This window comes from Nitratidesulfovibrio oxamicus (assembly GCF_015731765.1).
Taxonomy (GTDB): Bacteria; Desulfobacterota; Desulfovibrionia; order Desulfovibrionales; family Desulfovibrionaceae; genus Cupidesulfovibrio; species Cupidesulfovibrio oxamicus.
In genome coordinates, this window is record NZ_VRYY01000232.1 from 1 (window position 1) to 17,658 (window position 17,658).

A 17,658-nucleotide genomic window follows, 5' to 3' on the forward strand; every position below is an offset into this window, starting at 1 on the left:
ACATCCGCGTGCGCCTGTTCGGCTCGCTGAGCGCCACCGGCGTGGGCCACGGCACAACCGGTGCGGTGCTGGCCGGGCTGCTGGGGCACCGGCCCGCCACCTGTCCGCCGGGGCTGCTGGAATCGTTGCCCGCGCTGCCGGAAGGGGAACGCATCCTGCGCATTGGCCCGGCGGCCCTTGTGCTTGCCGAAGGTACGGTGCGGCGCGATGCGGTGCAGCACGCCTACCCCTTCAGCAACACGCTGGTCATGGAACTGCTGGATGCGCACGACACGGTTCTGTGCGAGCGCGAGTATCATTCCGTGGGCGGCGGGTTCATCCAGTGGAAGGGCTGGCAGCCCGAAGAGCGCGGCAGGCCCGCGCACCCGTACCGCAGCATGGCGCAACTGCGCGCGCGGCTGGTGGAAACAGGGCTGACCATCCATGAATTGATCCTGGAAAACGAAATGGCCGTTACCGGCATGGGGCGTGCCGTCATCCTGGACCGACTGGCCGCCATCATCGAACTGATGGAAGCCAGCGTGCGGCGCGGCATCGAGGACGGCGGCCCGCTGCCCGGCACCCTGGGAGTGCACCGCAAGGCCCGCGTACTGCTCATGCGCGCCCAGCGTTTGCCCAACGAGGTGGATGTCTTTCTGGGGCGGCTGAACGCCTACGCCTTTGCCGCCGCAGAGGAAAACGCGGCAGGCGGGGTCATCGTCACCGCGCCCACCTGCGGTGCCGCCGGGGTGATGCCCGCACTGCTCTACGCCATGCGCCACGACCTTGCCATAGGCGACAGGGCCGTGCGTGAAGGGGTGCTGGCATCGGCGGCGGTGGGCTTTCTGGCCAAGCACAACGCGGGCATCGCCGGGGCCGAGGTGGGCTGTCAGGGCGAGGTGGGCGTGGCGTCGGCCATGGCCGCCGCCATGCTGGCCCACGCGCGTGGCAATCCGGTGCACGTGGTGGAGAACGCGGCGGAAATCGCCCTGGAGCACCACCTGGGCCTGACCTGCGACCCGGTGGGCGGCTACGTGCAGATTCCCTGCATCGAGCGCAACGCCGTGGGCGCGGTAAAGGCCTACAACGCCTGCCTGCTGGCCACCTGCGAAGACCCGCGCCACCACCGGGTGACGCTGGACAGCGTCATTGCGGCCATGGCCGAGATAGGGCGCGACATGAACGCCAAGTTCAAGGAAACGTCATCCGGCGGGCTTGCGGTCAGCGTGGTGGAGTGCTGACCGGATAGTTGCTTCCGGCATCCGAAAAGAGATCGGCGTCCATCCCGCAAGGGGATGGACGCCGTCTGCATTTGTTCGCGATGCGGATGTGGCGCTAGATATCCTTGCCGACCATACGCAGCAGCCTCACCAACTGGTTGGTGAAGCCCGCCTCGTTGTCGTACCAGATGATCAGCTTCAGCATGGTGCCGCCGATGACGCTGGTACACAGCGCGTCCACAACGCCGCCGTGGGTGGAGCCCATGTAGTCCACGGACACCAGCGGCTCTTCGGTATAGCCCATGTTGCCCAGCAGCGGTCCTTCGGCTGCGGCCTTCAGCAGGGCGTTCACCTCTTCCACGCTGGTGGGGCGTTCCAGTTCGCAGGTCAGGTCCACCAGCGACACGTTGGGGGTGGGCACGCGCACGGCCATGCCGTCCAGCTTGCCCGCCAGCGCGGGAATGACCAGCGTGGTGGCCTTTGCCGCCCCGGTGGTGGTGGGGATCATGGACAGGGCGGCGGCGCGGGCGCGGCGCGGATCCTTGTGCGAACCGTCCAGGATGCGCTGGCTCATGGTGTACGAGTGCACCGTGGTCATCAGGCCGTGCTTGATGCCGAACGCCTCGTGGATGGTCTTGGCGGCGGGGGCCAGGCAGTTGGTGGTGCACGAGGCGGCGGAGATCACGTCGTGCTTGGCCGGGTCGTAGTCGCCATGGTTCACGCCCATGACCACGGTGACGTCGGCGTCCTTGGCCGGGGCGCTGATGACGGACTTTTTCGCGCCGCAGGCCAGGTGCTGCGCAAGGCCCGCGCGGTCCTTGATGGTGCCCGTGGTTTCCACCGAGATGTCGATGCCGAGGTCCTTCCACTTCCATTCCCCCGCGCGTTCGCGGGTGACGGCAATGTGGCGGCCATTGACGATCAGCCCGGCATCGTCGTGGGACACTTCGCCCCGGAAGGTGCCGTGGCACGAATCGTACTTGAACAGGCGGGCCAGAGAGGCGTTGTCGGCGCGGGCGTTGATGGCGACCACGCCAAGGTCGTCGGTGTCGGCCAGCAGTCTGACGAGGTAGCGGCCAATGCGGCCGAACCCGTTCATCCCAAGCTTGATCATGAGTCCGTTCCCCTGAGACGGTTAGATCTTGTTCGAGCAGCCCAGCACGTTGCGGATCTTGTGCTGCACCATGTTCTTCACGGCGTCGCGCGCGGGCTTGAGGTACGCGCGCGGGTCGAAGTCAGCCGGTTTTTCCATGAAATGCTTGCGGATTGTAGCGGTCATGGCCAGGCGGATGTCGGTGTCGATGTTGATCTTGCACACGCCGTAGGTGGCCGCCTTGCGCAGCAGGTCTTCGGGCACGCCCTTGGCGCCGCCCACCTTGCCGCCGTATGTGTTGGCCATTTCCACGAATTCCTGCGGCACGCTGGATGCGCCATGCAGCACCAGCGGGTAGCCGGGCAGCATGCTGGTGATCTTTTCCAGCCGGGCGAAGTCCAGCTTGGCCTCGCCGGTGAACTTGTAGGCCCCGTGGCTGGTGCCGATGGCGATGGCCAGCGAATCGCAGCCGGTGCGCTTCACGAAGTCCACGGCCTGGTCGGGGTCGGTGTACACCGAATGCTCCGCCGAAACCTCGTCCTCCACGCCCGCCAGTTGGCCCAGTTCCGCTTCCACCCACACGCCGCGCGCGTGGGCGTATTCCACCACCTGTTTGGTGACGGCGATGTTCTCTTCGTACGGCAGGTGCGAGCCGTCGTACATGACCGAGGTGAAGCCGCCGTCGATGCAGTCCTTGCAGATGTTGAAGTCCTGGCCGTGGTCCAGGTGCAGCACCACCGGCAGGTCGGTGTCCAGCAGGGCCGCCTCGATGAGCTTCACGATGTAGTTCTGCCCGGCGTACTTGCGGGCGCCAGCGGAAACCTGAAGGATCAGCGGGGCCTTTTCATCGCCGGCCGCCTGCATGATGCCCTGGATGATTTCCATGTTGTTCACGTTGAAGGCGCCGATGGCGTACCCTTCCTTGTAGGCCCGCTCGAACATCTGCTTGGGACCGGTCAGCGGCATGGATTCCTCCTGCTGCGCCGGACGGGCGTGATGCCTGCTGGTCCGGCGGTGGAAATGAGTTCGTCGGTCGCGTCCCGCCGGTGGGTACCTGCGGGGGTGGCGCGCGCGATCCGGGCATGCCTTCGGAAGATCCGTCCGTCTGTGCTTTGCCCGTGGCCTGCCTGAGCCTTTGCGTGCCCTTCCGTGAAGGTGCAGCCGCGCATGGCGCCATGGCGCAGGGGGGCGGGTATGGCCTCTCGACGAAGGCGCGGGAAAGATACCAGAATCCGTGAAAAAAATAAAGATGGGCCGCGCAAGGCTGTCCGTCCTTCGCGCAAAAGGGATCACGCGGGCGTATGGAGCGGGGAAGGGGCCGCGCGGAAGCCTGCCGCCTGGTAACGCGCACCGTCACGAACGAAGGCTGGCGTTGCAACGATGTCGGCAAATCGTGCCTGTGTGCGCGTGCAGGGGGCCGGGCTGTCTTTCGGGTGCGCAGGCGATTTCCGGGGTGACCGGCGACGGGGTGGCGATATGTGAATGTGGAATGCACTTTGCAAGGCTATGCAGGGTCGTGTCGGTATCACGACATCCCGGCCAGGCGGCGGGCGCACGCCGTGCTTTCCGTACGGAGCGGGCCTGCCGGACTGGTTGGGGTAACGGAGAAGAGCATGGTGCGAGGCGCGCAGTGAGTTATCGTGAAGACACAAGGGGCGGTGTACTGCCGTTCACTTCCAAGGCCGACACTCTGAAGTGGCTTTCCGCTTACGAGGATCTGCACATACCGCCCCTGCGCTCCTTTAGCGTGGGCGAATGGCTGGCCGCGCGGGAAGCAACGCTTGCCCTGCTGGCGCGGGCCTTTCCCGGCGCCAGGCTTGCCGTGCGCAGTTCGTGCCGCCGCGAGGATGGCCGGGAAAGCTCCGGCGCGGGGGCCTTCACGTCCGTGCTGGACGTTCCGGCCGACGACCGGGATGCCCTTGCCGCTGCCGTGGAAACCGTCATCGCCTCCTATGGCGCTTCCGATTCCTCCAATCCCACCGGCCCCGCCGATCTTGCCGCCCCAGACGATCAAGTGCTGGTGCAGCCCATGGTCGAAGGCATCGTCGTCAGCGGCGTCATGATGACGCGCGTGCATGCCGACGGCGCGCCGTACTACGTGGTCAACTATGACGAATCGGGCCAGGCCGACGCCATCACGGGCGGGCGCAACGCCAGCAAGACGGTGTTCGTCTTTCGTGATGCGGAAGACGAGCACTGGGATTCGCGCAGACTGCGTTCGTTCATCGCGCTGGCGCGCAGGGTGGAGGCCCTGTGCGGGCACGATGAACTGGACATGGAATTCTGCCTTGACGGGACGGGGGTGCTGCACCTGTTGCAGGTGCGGCCAATCTGCACGCAGGCCCGCTGGATAGCCGGTGCCGACGGACAGGTGCGCGCCAAGATAGGCTTTGTGGTGGACTTCATTTCGGAAAGGGTGGGGCAGTGGCCGGGCCTTTTCGGGCAACGCACCATTCTGGGCGTGATGCCCGACTGGAACCCGGCGGAAATGATCGGCGTCACCCCCCGCCTGCTGGCAAGCTCGCTGTACCGCGAACTCATCACCCGCAGAGTGTGGAGCCAGGCCCGCGAATTCATGGGATACCGCCAGATGCCCCCGGAAGAGCTGATGCTCATGGTGGCGGGACGTCCGTTCATCGACGTGCGCGTCAGCTTCAATTCCTTTCTTCCCGCCGGGCTCGACGGGGTCACCGCCGAAACCCTCGTGGGGGCATGGCTGGACAGGCTGGATACCCACCCGCAATTCCATGACAAGGTGGAGTTTCAGGTGGCCCAGACCGCGCTGGATTTCTGCTTCGACAAACATCTGGACGAACGCTACCCGGGGCTGCTCACCCGTGCCCGGCGCGAGGACTTTCGGGCGGCGCTGCACAGGCTGACGGCACGCTGCCTGGAGCCGGGCCAACGGTCATCGATGGATTGGGCGTACGAGGCGGTCACGGAACTGCGCAACAGGCAGGCCGCGCGCGGCAGGATGTCGGCGGACGCGCTTGCTCAGGGCATGAAGCCGTTGCCCCAGTTGGTGTTGCTGGCCGAGGAATGCCGCCTGTTCGGCACGTTGCCGTTCTCCATCCTGGCCCGGCACGCGTTCATCGCGGAATCGCTGCTACGCTCCACCGTGGAGCGCGGCGCGCTGTCGCCCGAACGGCTGGCGGCGCTCAAGACCACCATCCGGACCGTTTCGGGCGAGATGTCGCACGACCTCATGTCCGTGTGTCGCAGCGGCATGGACAGGGAAACGTTTCTGGCCCGCTACGGGCATCTGCGGCCCTGCAGCTACGACATCCTTTCCCCCCGCTATGCGGACCGCGACGGGCTGTTCTCGGATTCCAGCCCCGTGTCCATGGTTGAAGCGGAAGCCCCGTTTGCGCTTACCCCGCAGGAATACAACAACATTGCCTCACTCCTGCACGAGACGCACTTTGGCAACACCCAACCGGATGGTCTGCTGGAGTATGCCCGCCGCAGCATCGCCGGACGCGAACTGGCGAAGTTCATCTTTACGCGCAACCTTTCGGACATGCTGGAACTGCTCGCCCTGTGGGGCGACAGGCTGGGGCTTTCACGCGACGACCTGTCCCACCTCGAAGTGCGCGATGTCATGGAATGGGCATCGCATTCCCTGCTGCGCAACGCCCGGGGTTATTTCCGCGAACTGGCCGACAAGGGGCGCGAACTGTCCAACCTCGGGCGCAGCATCAAGCTCGGGTACATCATCCGTTCCGCGCGCGACGTGTACGTGGTTCCGCAGCATCGCAGCGCCCCCAACTTCATCGGGCACGGACGCACGGAAGCGCCGCTGGCGCGCCTGTACCCCGATTCGCCCTGTTCGGCGGACATTACCGGGCGGCTGGTGTGCATCGAGAACGCGGATCCCGGCTTCGACTGGATATTCTCGCGCGGCATCGCCGGGCTGGTCACCATGTTCGGCGGCACCAATTCGCACATGGCCATCCGCTGCGCCGAATACGGCCTGCCTGCGGCCATCGGTGTCGGCGAGCTGCTGTTCGAACAGATCACCTCGGCCCAGTCGGCCCTGCTCGATGCTGGTGCCTGCACCCTGCAGCCTTTGTGAGCCATACGTGAACGCACGCCTTGCACTGACCATGCGCGTGACCGAGGCGCCCGGCCACGCCGAACGCCGCGATGCCCTGGCCCAGGACTGGGGGCGGTTCCTTGCCGTGGCCCTGCCGGGCGCGGCGTGGCTGCCCATACCCAATGCGGGTGATGGTGCCGTGCGTCTGGCCGAGGCCCATGCCGTCAACGGCCTTGTGCTGACCGGCGGCGATGACTGGGGCGTCTTTCCCGAACGGGACGCGACGGAGGCGGCCCTGTTCCACTGGGCCATGGCGCGGGACATCCCTGTCCTTGGGGTATGCCGGGGCGCGCAGGTCATCAACCACATGCTGGGGGGCTCCACGCGCGCAACCGACGGCGGGGTGCACGCAGGAACGCGACATCCTCTGACCGAACGGCAGGACTGGACGCCGGAAGACGTGAATTCGTACCACCGGCTGGTGCTGGCCCGTGACATGCTGGCGCCCGTGCTGGTATCCGACGCCCTGGCCCCGGATGGCACGGTGGAGGCATTTCACCTGCCGGGGCGCCGCGTGGTCGGCGTGCTGTGGCATCCCGAACGAGAACATCCTTACGGGGCGTGCGATGTTGCATTGATGCAGCGCCTGTTCACGCCGGAGCAGATATGAATCACGCCGTGGGCCTTATCCTGGCGGCGGGGCGCGGGTCCCGCATGAAGGGACTTACCGGGGACCGCCCCAAGTGCCTCACCGAACTATCGGGGCGCCCCCTGCTGCACTGGCAGATCGATGCCCTGCGTACTGGCGGGGCCGCGCCGCTGCTGGTGGTGGGCGGCTACCTGGGACACATGCTGGAACCGGAGGCGCAGGGCATGCCCGCCGACGCCTACGCCACACTCGAAAATCCCGACTGGGCGCGGACCAACATGCTCTCCACCCTGCTGTGCGCCGCGCCGTGGCTGGAGCGTCAGTTCGACCAGGGCGCCGGGCAGGCCGTCATCTCCTATTCGGACATCGTCTACCACCCCGGCCATGTGGCTGCCTTGCTGGCGCACCCCGACCATGTCGCCATCACCTACGACACGCTTTGGGAACCTCTGTGGCGGCTGCGCTTCGGCGACCCGCTGCTGGATGCGGAAACCTTCCGGCAGGAAGGGGGGCGGCTTGCGGAGATCGGCGGCAAGCCGGGTTCGCTGGACGACATCTGCGGGCAGTACATGGGGCTCATCAAGGTCAGCCGCGAAGGCTGGCGGATGGTGACGCAACGCTGCGCCCGGCTGGGCGACGCGGTGGCGCGCACGGACATGACGGGCTTTCTGCGCCTGTTGTTGGGCGACGGCACCCCGGTGGGCGCCGTGCCCGTGGCGGGGCGCTGGTGCGAAACGGACAGCGGCGACGATCTTGATCGCTACCGGAGCGCGCTGGCGGCGCCCGGCTGGAGCCACGACTGGCGGTAGCCATACGGCTTTGATTGTACGGAGTGACCAGCCCTTACGGGAAAATACGAGCAACAATTTCGAGGAACGACATGCAGCACGGTGACTTTACGAATCTTGCGGATAATTACGCCCGGTACCGTCCCGGATATTCTCCTTTCGTGCTCGACGCCTTTCTCGGGCTCCTGCGCAAAGAGCCTTCGCAATTGCGGGGGGTGGACGCGGGAGCCGGCACCGGCATCTGGACGCGCATGCTGGCGCAGCGCGGCGTCAACATGACGGCGGTGGAACCCAACGAAGCCATGCGCATCGAAGGCATACGCCAGAACGGAGCTTACAGCATCGCCTGGCATGCCGGTTCTGCCGAGGATACGGGGTTGCCTGCGGAATCTTTTGATTTCGCGTGCATGGCGTCTTCGTTTCATTGGCCTGATTTCGACCGTGCCGTGGCAGAGTTCTCTCGCGTGCTGAAAACGGGTGGTCTGTTCATGGCTTTGTGGAATACGCGCAGGTATGAATCCAACCCGTTGCTTGTGCGCATAGAGGAGCATCTCAAAAATCTTGTGCCATCCATGAAGCGTGTTTCGTCAGGACGGTCTGAATTTTGCGATACGCTTCTTGATCGTCTTGCTTCGTGCGGCACGTTTGAAGATGTTCTGTATGTTGAGGGAAGGCATACGGAATTGCAGACGCCAGAGCACTATATAGGCTTGTGGCAGTCAGTGAATGATGTTCGGGTTCAGGCCGGCGAGGAAAGATTTTCCGACTTCATAGATTACATCAGGGAGCAGACGACGGGATTGCAGCACATCAAGGCCGAATACACCACCCGCGCATGGATAGCCCGCAAGGCCTAGGCGATGACGGCACAGCACTCCGGCGGCAGAGTCATCTGGATCACCGGGTTTTCCGGCGCGGGCAAGACCACTCTGGCACGGGCTCTCATGCCCTGCCTGGGGGAACGCGCAGTATTGCTGGATGGCGACGAACTGCGCGAGGTGCTGGACGCGGCCCGGTGCGGCTTTGACCGGGAAAGCAGGCAGCGCCTTGCCTTCACCTATGCGCGCATGGCGCGCATGTTGGCCTTGCAAGGGTTTACCGTGGTGGTCGCAACCATCAGCCTGTTCCACGATCTGCATGCCTGGAACCGGGAGCACCTGCCCGGGTATCTCGAAGTGTGGCTCGATGTGCCGGAGGAAGAACGCCGCAGGCGGGATCCCAAGGGCCTCTATGCCGCCGCTGCCAACGGTCAGGTGCGGGACATGGCCTGCGAGCGCATGGTGGAGGTGCCGCGCGAACCGCATCTGACCCTGCGCTTTGGCGAACACGGGGATGTCGGGGCCTCCGCGCGCGCGGTGCTGGAAATGCTGGATTTGTCCGATATGGCGGAGTTGCCGGGAAGGCGCGACGCGCCCCCCGGCACGGCATCCGGCTCGGGGGGCGCATGATGGGCGGGGTGTACGGGCGCGCGGAATGGGGCAGTGCATGCCGGGGCTGCAAGACGACGAGGAGCGTGGCGTGAGTCGCATTGCCGACGTGGAGGCGTTGTGCCGCCTGGGAATGCTGCACCTGCACAAGGGGGAGCCGGACCGGGCCAAGCGCCTGTTCCTGCGGGCCTGGCAGGCCATGCCGGACCAGACGGGCATTGCGTCGCTGCTGGCGCAGGCGCACCGGGCGGAGGCGGCCCGCCGCCATGCAGAGCTCGGCTGCAACGGGAGGATGCTGTTCGTCATCCGGGGGTACTTTCTTTCGTACTATCTTCCGTTGTTGCGTCTGCTGCCCCCGGACCGCGTGGATGTGGACACCGGCGAGGACGGCTGGGGGGTCGATGGCGCCGCCCGCGAAGAGCTGCTTGCGCTTGGCTTTGGGCCCTGCAAGCATGTTCCACGCCCGGAGTGGTGGCGCTATGCCATGGTGGTGGCGGACCACGCCATCCAGATGCATTTCCCTGTTGCCGGGCCAGATGATCTGCTGCCCCCCGTGGCGGTGTATCTGCCGCATACCACCGCCTATACTGGCGGGGCGGGGCATCCATACCAGAGCCACTGCATCTATCCCTTCGAGGCGCTGGCGTTGCAGCAGCAAGCTCAGGCCCCTTGGCAGCAGTGCCTGTTCACCGGGCCGTACCAGTTCACTGAAGAGATGCTGCGCCTGATGCACGAGGACAGGGCTGCGCTGCGCGCACGGGTCATGGACGATCTGGAGCAAGAAGACCGGGGCGGGCCGCTGGTGGTCTGCTATGCCTCGGCGCTGGACAATTGCCACGAGGTGGCCGAAGGCCTGCGCGGGCTGGCCGACGCCCTGCACCCGCAGGGCGGCCTGGTGGTGCTGAAACCGTTTCCGGACGACGTGGAGCGCTACGCGGCGCTGGACATGGGGCGGGTGCTGGGCTGGACGCGCTCGGGGGCAGGCGGCAACGAGCTGCGCATGGCCGCCGATTGCGTCCTGTGCGGGCTGGCGGGGTCCACGCTGCTTTCGGTGTTTCTGGCCGGGCAGCGGGTGCTGGCCTACCACACAGAGCAGGAGAGGGAGTACTGCGAAGGCAGCCGGGACCGCCAAAAGCTGCATCCACGCGGCACCGTCCGGCCCGGCGCCAATCCATGGGGCCGGGCTGTCATTGCAGGGTTGGGCGGGTCGTGCTCCATGGAGGACGTGCCGACGCTGCTGCGGCATCTTGATGCGCTGTTGGAGGACACGGAGTATCCGGCAAGGAATGAGGCCATCCGCCTGAGCGTACTGGGCCGCAGCGATGTGCGCCACGGTGCGCGACGAACGGCGGAACTGCTGCTTTCGCTGCTGGATGGCGGGCGTGCATCGTAGTTGCATGCGCCATGCGGTTGCCATCCGAAAGGGTGGGCACGACGTGTCGAAAGAACAGCCGGGTGACCGCGGAACGCGGTCACCCGGCTGTTCTTTCGACCTATCGATGCCGGACCCGTGTGGAAGGCGTGGAGGCTACGCGGCGGGGCTGTCTGTATCGCCGAGGACACCGGAGAAGCGTCCTCGCCTGAATACGGAAAGCACTTCCATGGCCGTCATGGCGGGGGCGTTGACGATGTGATAGCGCCCGTAGGTTTCGTCCTGCAATGCCTTCAGTCTGTCCTTGTAGGTTTGCGAGCGCATCGTTTCCTGAAGGTTGCGCAGAAGGGCGCCGACATCTGTAATGGGGATGGAGCCCAGTCGGGCCTCAAGGTCTCGGCAGCGTGGAAAGAGAGGGTGCTGAAAAACGCCACGTTCATAATATGTATTTGTACGCCCGATGTCGAATTCGCGCGTTGTGTGGTATACGGTGATGTTTTGCCCAAGCATGACAGCCGTCATGAGTGCCGTTGTGGAGTATGATGTAAGGAAGCAATCGGCGGCAAGACGCGGGTCAATATGTCTGAAATCGCGCATTCCGAACGTGGTGACGCCTGCCTTTGATATTTTTTCTTGCAATTCAGTATGCCACGCATACGCCTTGACGATAAGATTCGTATGACGTGAAATTTCTATGAGGGGTTCTACAAGTTCATGGTGGTCATCCATTATTGTTGTAAAACACACAACTAATGGGAGAGATGTATCCTTGAAGCCGTATTCCTTCAGGATGGTATCTCGTAGTATTTTCTTGTTGTTTATATACAAATTGAGCGCGTCATTGTCGAACTGAAAAAGGCCAGTATATATGGTGTCGCAGTTTGTGTTTCCGTTATGCGTGAATTTTTCACAGATAACAATTTCATGGTCGAAATCATATTGTGTAGCTTCAAGTGAAGCGTGGTCGATGAGAAGCTTCTTCTTTGGTCTTTTGCTGTCATCTACCCATTCCCACTGCTCGCTGGTGTACAGGCCCATGGCGTATGGAGAAATATCTATCTTGCGCGAAGCAGGTATGACACTATAGCCTTCTTGTGCCAAACGCACCATACATTCTGAAGTTTTCCCGATGGTAATGATGTCAATGAATTCGCGAGGTATGAATTTGATTATTGGATAATACTTGTGCAGGACTGTGGAGGACACAGGCATTGCAATTTTTTCTATGGTCATGGCGCACCTGTTCTTGAAGTATGTATTGCTTTTGGCCTTATCTGCGCCGGGGGTCAATACCAGAGCGGTCTGGGCAGCGGGCAGTCCGCGATGCGGATTTCGTCGGGTTGCCTGAACGGCACGCGTCAGCAGGCAGGGAAGCAATGAGTTGCCGCCCCCTTCGGTTCATGGCGTTCTGGCGCGTCCGTTTTGATTCTCATGCTGCCGTGCGTGTGTCGCCCGCATTCGGGCAGGTGCCCATCCGGCGATACGTGGCGCGGTCAACGAGGCGGCGTGCGCGGCTATATCTCGCCGTCGGTCTGGCCGCCGGTGTGAGCGTTTGCCTGGTCACTGACTCCGTCGCCCTGCACTCTGGCCAGCACGTCCATGGCCGCGTGGTCGGTGAAGTCGAAGCGCAGCGGGGTAAGGGTGATCCACCCTTCGGTCAGCAGGGCGCGGTCGGTGCCGGGGGCCACGGTCTCCGGCGGGATGACGCCGTTCAACCACCAGTACGAGCCGCCGCGTGGATCCGTCCGGTGGTCGTACCAGTCCTTCCACACCGCGCGGGTCTGGGGGCAGGCGCGCACGCCCTTCACCTCGGGCATGGGCTGGGCGGGGTAGTTCAGGTTCACCACGCAGCGGGCGGGCAGGGCATTCCAGTCCAGCGCGGCCAGCAGCCCGGCGGCGTGGGCGGCCTGGCCGGAAAGGTCGGCGGGCCGGAACGAATCGTACGAAACGGCCAGGGCGGGGTACCCCATGTGCGCCGCCTCGGTGGCGGCCGACACCGTGCCGGAGTACAGGATGTCCGGCCCCACGTTGGCCCCGGCGTTGATGCCGGACACCACCACGTCGGGCTTCTTGTCCAGCAGGCACGACAGGCCCAGCTTCACGCAATCGGTGGGGGTGCCGTACACCCCGCGCCCGCGAAAGCCGTTTTCGTGGAATTCCTTCACGCGCAGGGGCAGGCTGATGGTCACGGCGTGGCCCACGGCGGACTGTTCGGTGACCGGGGCCACCACGTGCACCTCGTGCCCGGCGTCCAGCAGGGCCTTGTACATGGCGCGCAGGCCGGGGGCCTGGATGCCGTCGTCGTTGGTCAGGGCGATGATCATGAGGTATTGTCCTTTCTCTTGGGCGGCGTGCTCGGGCGCGCCCCGTGATGCTGTTGCGTGATGTTTCCGTGCCGTGGTGCATAGGCTGCCCGGAAATGGCGGCGTCGCGATGACAGGCTGGTGTCTACCGGCAGGCGTGCGGGCAGAGGCGCGATGCTTGTCTGCCATGCTCCGCCCGTGTTCGGCTATGCCCCGTAGGGGCAGCGTGCGTGCGCGCACCTGTGCGTATCCGGTATCCCCGCGCATTGACAACGTGGCCGAAAAGCAGGCACCTTGCGGCAAATAGGCCGTCCCCGCGCTGGCGCTTTTCCGCCTGCGTCCCCGGCGTTTTCATTATCGCCGGGATACGGGCATGGCCGCTTCCTTACGACGCACATGGAAAAAAGACAAACCATACGAGATATCGCCGCCAACGACGAGGTGAGCGGGCTGTTCCTGCTCGGTTCGGCCACCCTGCAACAGTCGCGCAACGGCCCCTTCTGGCGGCTGGAACTGCGCGACGCCACCGGCAGCATGGAGGCCAAGATATGGAGCCCCCAGAGCCAGGCCTATCCGGACCTGGCCGCCGGGCAGATCGTGGATGTGGAAGGCCGCTCCGGCACCTATCGCGACAAGGTGGAGGTAACCATCGGTCGCCTGCGCGTGCTGGACGACACCGAGCAGGCCGGGCTGGACCTTGGCCTGTTTCTGCCCGCCAGTCCGCGCCCCGCGCAGGAGATGCTGGATGAACTGATCGCCCTGTGCAAGGCGGAATTCACCCACGCGCCGTGGCGCAAGTTCGTGCTGGCCGTGCTGCGCGACGAGGACATCGCCCCGCGCCTGCTGGCCGCGCCCGCCGCCAAGTCGGTGCACCATGCCTACGTTGGCGGCCTTGTGGAGCACATGCTGTCCGTGGTTGGGCTGGCCCTGCGCATTGCCGACCACTATCCGGAACTGGACCGCCAGGCCCTGCTGGCCGGGGCGCTGTTCCACGACATCGGCAAGGTGTGGGAGCTTACCGGCGGGCTTGCCAACGACTATTCCGACGAAGGACGCCTGTTGGGGCACATCCACATGGGGCTGGAACGCATCGAGCCGCACCTGCGCAAGTCCGGCCTTGCGCCGGAACTGGTGACCCATTTCAAGCACCTGATCCTCAGCCACCATGGCGAGTACGAATTCGGCTCGCCCCGGCGGCCCAAGACGGCGGAAGCCATGGCCCTGCACTACGCGGACAATCTGGACGCCAAGATGGCCCAGTTCCGGGGGCTGTTCGCCAATTACGAAGAGGACGCCACCGGCTGGACGCCGTTCCAGCCCACGCTGGGGCGCTTTTTGTACCGCCCGGCCCGCTCGCCCGAGGAACCCCGCCCGGCACGCAAGAGCGGCCCGGCCCACAAGGGCGGCGGCAAGGCAGGCGCCGACGGCGCGGACGATGCCGCCAAGGCAGGGCCGCAGAGCGTGCAGGCTTCGTTGCTGTAGACCACGGCGACGGTGCGCTTTCGCCCATCAACACGGTGTATTTTTTCAGGAATCCGCAATGTTCATCACCTTTGAAGGAATGGAAGGCTCCGGCAAGAGCACGGCCCTGAACCGTGTGCAGCAGGCGCTGCTGGACGCGGGGCACGGGGTGCTGCTGACGCGCGAGCCGGGCGGCAGCCGCCTGGGGCGTACGCTGCGCTCCATCCTGCTGGATCTTTCCAACGACGACATCGTGCCCGAGGCGGAACTGTTCCTGTACCTGGCCGACCGCGCCCAGCACGTGGGGCAGGTGATCCGCCCGGCCCTGGCCGAAGGCGTGGTGGTGCTGTCCGACCGGTACGCCGACTCCACCGTGGTCTATCAGGGCTACGGGCGCGGGCTGGATCCGGAACGGCTGCGCGAACTGAACGACATGGCCGTGGGCGGGCTGTGGCCCGACCTGACCCTGGTGTTCGACCTGCCGCCGGATGAAGGCCTGCGCCGGGCCATGACCCGCAACCTGCGCGAGGGCACCAGCGTTTCCGAAGGGCGGTTCGAGGCGGAGCACCTTGCCTTTCACGCCCGGGTGCGCGAAGGCTATCTGACGTGGGCCGCGCTGCATCCGGCGCGGTTCCGGGTGGTGGATGCCACCCGCACGCCCGACGAGGTGTTCGAGGACGTCATGCGCGCCGTGCGGTCCGCCTTGTCGGCCCCGGCGCGTCCATGACCGCGGATTGCTCATGACGGCGGACCGCGCATGACGGCGGGCCACCCGTAACGGCGGGCAAGCCCCGCGAAGGACATTCCCATGCTGGAAGCAAAGAACCGGCTGGGCATCATCTTCTTTCCGGCCTTCGACTGGGCCATCAGCGCCACCCACCCGGAACGCGAGGAGCGGCTGCTCTACACGCAGGACCAACTGCGCGAGGAAGGGCTGTTCGACATTGCGGGCATCACCGAATACAAGCCGGAAATCGCCACCCGCGAAGACGTGGAGCGCGTGCACTTCTGCATTCCCGGCGTGGAGAGCGTGTGCACCAAGTCGCACCTCATCTCCGCCGGGGGGGCCATCACCGCCGCCCGGCTGGTGATGGAGAAGGAAGAGGAAAAGGCCTTCGCGCTGGTGCGCCCGCCGGGCCACCACGCCATGAAGGTGGTGCACGGCAACCGGGGGTTCTGCAACATCAACATCGAAGCCGTGATGCTCGAACACATCCGCGAGCACTACGGCCCGTTGCGCGTGGCCATCGTGGACACCGACTGCCACCACGGCGACGGCACGCAGGACATCTACTGGAACGACCGCGACACCCTGTTCATCTCGCTGCATCAGGATGGCCGCACCCTGTACCCCGGCACCGGCTTTCCGCACGAACTGGGCGGCCCCAACGCCATGGGCCGCACCCTGAACATTCCGCTGCCGCCAGGCACCTCCGACAAGGGCTTCCTGCACGTCATCGACAATCTTGTGCTGCCGGTGCTGGAAGACTTCAAGCCGGACCTGATCATCAATTCCGCCGGGCAGGACAACCACTTTTCCGACCCCATCACCAACATGAACTTCTCGGCGCGGGGTTACGCCATGCTGAACAGGCGGCTGAACCCCGACATCGCCGTGCTGGAAGGCGGCTACGCCATCCAGGGCGCGCTGCCGTACGTCAATCTGGGGATATGCCTGGCCATGGCCGGGCTGGACTTCGACGGGGTGCGCGAGCCGGAATTCGACCCGGCGGCCATCGCCCAGTCGGACCAGGTGACCGCGTACATCGAGCGGCTGTGCGACGAGATGCTGAAGGTGTGGCGCAAGCCCCCGGCCCTGCCCAAGCAGGGCGAACGCTCCGGCGACTGGTGGGTGCGCACCAAGGACATCTACTATGATACCGACGGCATCAGCGAGAGCCAGGTGGAGTCGGTGCTGCTGTGCCCGGACTGTTCGGGCACGGTGAAGATAGAAACGTGGTCCACGGTGAACCCGCTCAGCGTGGGCATAGAGATTCCCATCAGCGCCTGCGACAGGTGCGCTGGCATTGGCCGCCGCCTGCTGGAGGAAGCCCACCTGAAGGGCAACTACCGCTACGTGCAGTGCATTGACAGAAAGGCCAAGCGGTACACGCGCTACGGCTTTTAGCGTGATGCCCGCAAACAGTCCTTTTCCCCGCTGGCTGACCGACCCGAGGGGCGCGCAGCGTGCCCGTTAAGCGAGCTTGCGAGCTTTACGGGCATCGGGCGCAGAGAGGTCAAGCTTCGCCTGCCATATCGGTCGAATACGATAAGAGCGCGTTGCGGTCCTCTCCCGTAAGGCTCGCACGTTCACCTAACGGGAGAGGCATACTCCCTCATGGCAGGCTTGTTTTCCTTGCCAGTGGGAAAAAATCCTAGTTTGCGCAGGTCGCGCGCCACAAGCATCTTGCGCGCGTCCAATGTTGCTTAATCCATTCAAAGAGAGACACACCATGAGCAAGACCGCAAATCCCCCTGCGAATCCGGTGGACACCTTCTGGACCATCCGTCTGGCCACCACCAAGGAAGCCCTTGAAGCCAACAACTTCGAGGTGTCCATGGCCGAAAACCTGGCCGACGCGGCCCGCATTTTCCTGCAAGACATCCTGCCCGCCTCCGGCGCGAAGTCCGTGTCCTTCGGCGGTTCCATGAGCATCGGCAAGAGCGGCGTGCCCGAGGCCCTGCGCGCCATGGATGCCATCGAACTGCTGGACACCATGAACTACAAGCTGCCCGCGGCGGAGATGTACGAACTGCGCCGCCAGGCCCTGCTGGTGGACCTGTTCCTGTCCAGCACCAACGCCCTTACCGTGGACGGCAAGCTGGTGAACCTGGACATGATCGGCAACCGCGTGGGCGGCATCAACTTCGGCCCCAGGAAGGTGGTGCTGTTCGTGGGCCGCAACAAGGTGGTGGACAGCGTGGACGACGGCATGCGCCGCATCAAGGAATTTTCCGCGCCCACCAACGCCATCCGCTTGGCCAAGAAGACCCCGTGCACCAAGGTGGCAGAATGCATGGACTGCAAGAGTCCCGACCGCATCTGTAACGTCTGGACCATCACGGAAAAGGCCTTCCCGGCCAAGCGCATTCACGTGGTCCTGATCAACGAGGATACCGGGCTGTAGTCAATCCCCGGATTGTGCATTCAAGGGGGCGGAAAAACACGCCGCCCCCATTCCCTTGCACGTCTGTTTCCGGCATGTTGGGGCGACTCACCTCGTCGGATGACCCGGAGCGGCGCAGCCATCGGCAACGGCAGTGCGATGCGCCCCTGGCAGGGCCGACACGGGCCGGACCGGGGCGCGCGGCGTCCCCGGCAGCTGGCGG

15 protein-coding genes are annotated in these 17,658 nt (G+C 64.8%); 11 read left to right on the plus strand and 4 right to left on the minus strand.

The features are described from left to right. On the plus strand, window positions 1-1,220 hold a 1,220-nt coding region (locus tag FVW20_RS09125), incomplete at its 5' end, for an L-serine ammonia-lyase (RefSeq protein WP_196609167.1). Between the two features lie 94 nt (window positions 1,221-1,314). On the opposite strand, the gene gap is transcribed toward FVW20_RS09125, so the two are convergent. Continuing rightward, the gene (gene gap, locus FVW20_RS09130) at window positions 1,315-2,313 is read right to left on the minus strand and encodes a type I glyceraldehyde-3-phosphate dehydrogenase (protein ID WP_196609168.1); all 999 of its coding nucleotides are present in this window, start codon (window positions 2,311-2,313) and stop codon (window positions 1,315-1,317) included. Between the two features lie 21 nt (window positions 2,314-2,334). Continuing rightward, window positions 2,335-3,258 (minus strand): class II fructose-1,6-bisphosphate aldolase, encoded by a 924-nt coding sequence (gene fba, locus FVW20_RS09135; RefSeq protein WP_196609169.1) that lies wholly within the window; start codon window positions 3,256-3,258, stop codon window positions 2,335-2,337. A 664-nt stretch (window positions 3,259-3,922) separates the two neighbouring features. Here fba and FVW20_RS09140 point away from each other — a divergent pair. The 6 genes from FVW20_RS09140 to FVW20_RS09165 all read left to right on the plus strand — a co-directional run bounded on the left by FVW20_RS09140 (window position 3,923) and on the right by FVW20_RS09165 (window position 10,585). After that, window positions 3,923-6,367 (plus strand): PEP/pyruvate-binding domain-containing protein, encoded by a 2,445-nt coding sequence (locus FVW20_RS09140; RefSeq protein WP_196609170.1) that lies wholly within the window; start codon window positions 3,923-3,925, stop codon window positions 6,365-6,367. Between the two features lie 7 nt (window positions 6,368-6,374). Continuing rightward, window positions 6,375-6,998: a gamma-glutamyl-gamma-aminobutyrate hydrolase family protein gene (locus FVW20_RS09145; protein ID WP_196609171.1), complete on the plus strand. Its 624-nt coding sequence runs from the start codon at window positions 6,375-6,377 to the stop codon at window positions 6,996-6,998. After that, window positions 6,995-7,786 carry a phosphocholine cytidylyltransferase family protein gene (locus tag FVW20_RS09150; protein ID WP_196609172.1) on the plus strand — a complete coding sequence of 264 codons (792 nt, stop codon included), beginning with the start codon at window positions 6,995-6,997 and terminating at the stop codon, window positions 7,784-7,786. The genes FVW20_RS09145 and FVW20_RS09150 overlap by 4 nt, the downstream gene beginning before the upstream one ends. 71 nt (window positions 7,787-7,857) lie before the next feature. Then, window positions 7,858-8,622, plus strand: a complete 765-nt coding sequence (locus tag FVW20_RS09155; RefSeq protein WP_196609173.1) for a class I SAM-dependent methyltransferase — start codon at window positions 7,858-7,860, stop codon at window positions 8,620-8,622. A gap of 3 nt (window positions 8,623-8,625) precedes the next feature. Further along, complete coding sequence (locus FVW20_RS09160; RefSeq protein WP_196609174.1) at window positions 8,626-9,213, plus strand: adenylyl-sulfate kinase; 588 nt, start codon at window positions 8,626-8,628, stop codon at window positions 9,211-9,213. A gap of 70 nt (window positions 9,214-9,283) precedes the next feature. After that, on the plus strand, window positions 9,284-10,585 hold the full coding sequence (locus tag FVW20_RS09165) for a tetratricopeptide repeat protein (protein WP_196609175.1): 1,302 nt from the start codon (window positions 9,284-9,286) through the stop codon (window positions 10,583-10,585). Between the two features lie 135 nt (window positions 10,586-10,720). On the opposite strand, the gene FVW20_RS09170 is transcribed toward FVW20_RS09165, so the two are convergent. Together FVW20_RS09170 and surE are read right to left on the minus strand one after the other, a co-directional pair. After that, entirely contained in the window at window positions 10,721-11,797 is a 1,077-nt protein-coding gene (locus FVW20_RS09170) for a hypothetical protein (protein ID WP_196609176.1), read from the minus strand. Window positions 11,798-12,078: 281 nt separating this feature from the next. Beyond that, a complete protein-coding gene (gene surE, locus FVW20_RS09175; RefSeq protein WP_196609177.1) occupies window positions 12,079-12,888 on the minus strand; it encodes a 5'/3'-nucleotidase SurE in 810 nt (269 codons plus the stop codon). A 375-nt stretch (window positions 12,889-13,263) separates the two neighbouring features. Here surE and FVW20_RS09180 point away from each other — a divergent pair, with 375 nt between their 5' ends. The 4 genes from FVW20_RS09180 (at window position 13,264) to FVW20_RS09195 (ending at window position 17,456) form a co-directional block, all read left to right on the plus strand. Beyond that, window positions 13,264-14,349 carry a 3'-5' exoribonuclease YhaM family protein gene (locus FVW20_RS09180; RefSeq protein ID WP_196609178.1) on the plus strand — a complete coding sequence of 362 codons (1,086 nt, stop codon included), beginning with the start codon at window positions 13,264-13,266 and terminating at the stop codon, window positions 14,347-14,349. 58 nt (window positions 14,350-14,407) lie between these two features. Next, window positions 14,408-15,055 (plus strand): dTMP kinase, encoded by a 648-nt coding sequence (gene tmk / locus FVW20_RS09185; protein WP_196609179.1) that lies wholly within the window; start codon window positions 14,408-14,410, stop codon window positions 15,053-15,055. An 81-nt stretch (window positions 15,056-15,136) separates the two neighbouring features. Next, complete coding sequence (locus tag FVW20_RS09190) at window positions 15,137-16,456, plus strand: histone deacetylase family protein (protein ID WP_196609180.1); 1,320 nt, start codon at window positions 15,137-15,139, stop codon at window positions 16,454-16,456. Between the two features lie 325 nt (window positions 16,457-16,781). Further along, entirely contained in the window at window positions 16,782-17,456 is a 675-nt protein-coding gene (locus FVW20_RS09195; protein ID WP_196609181.1) for a lactate utilization protein, read from the plus strand. Window positions 17,457-17,658 lie beyond the last annotated feature (202 nt).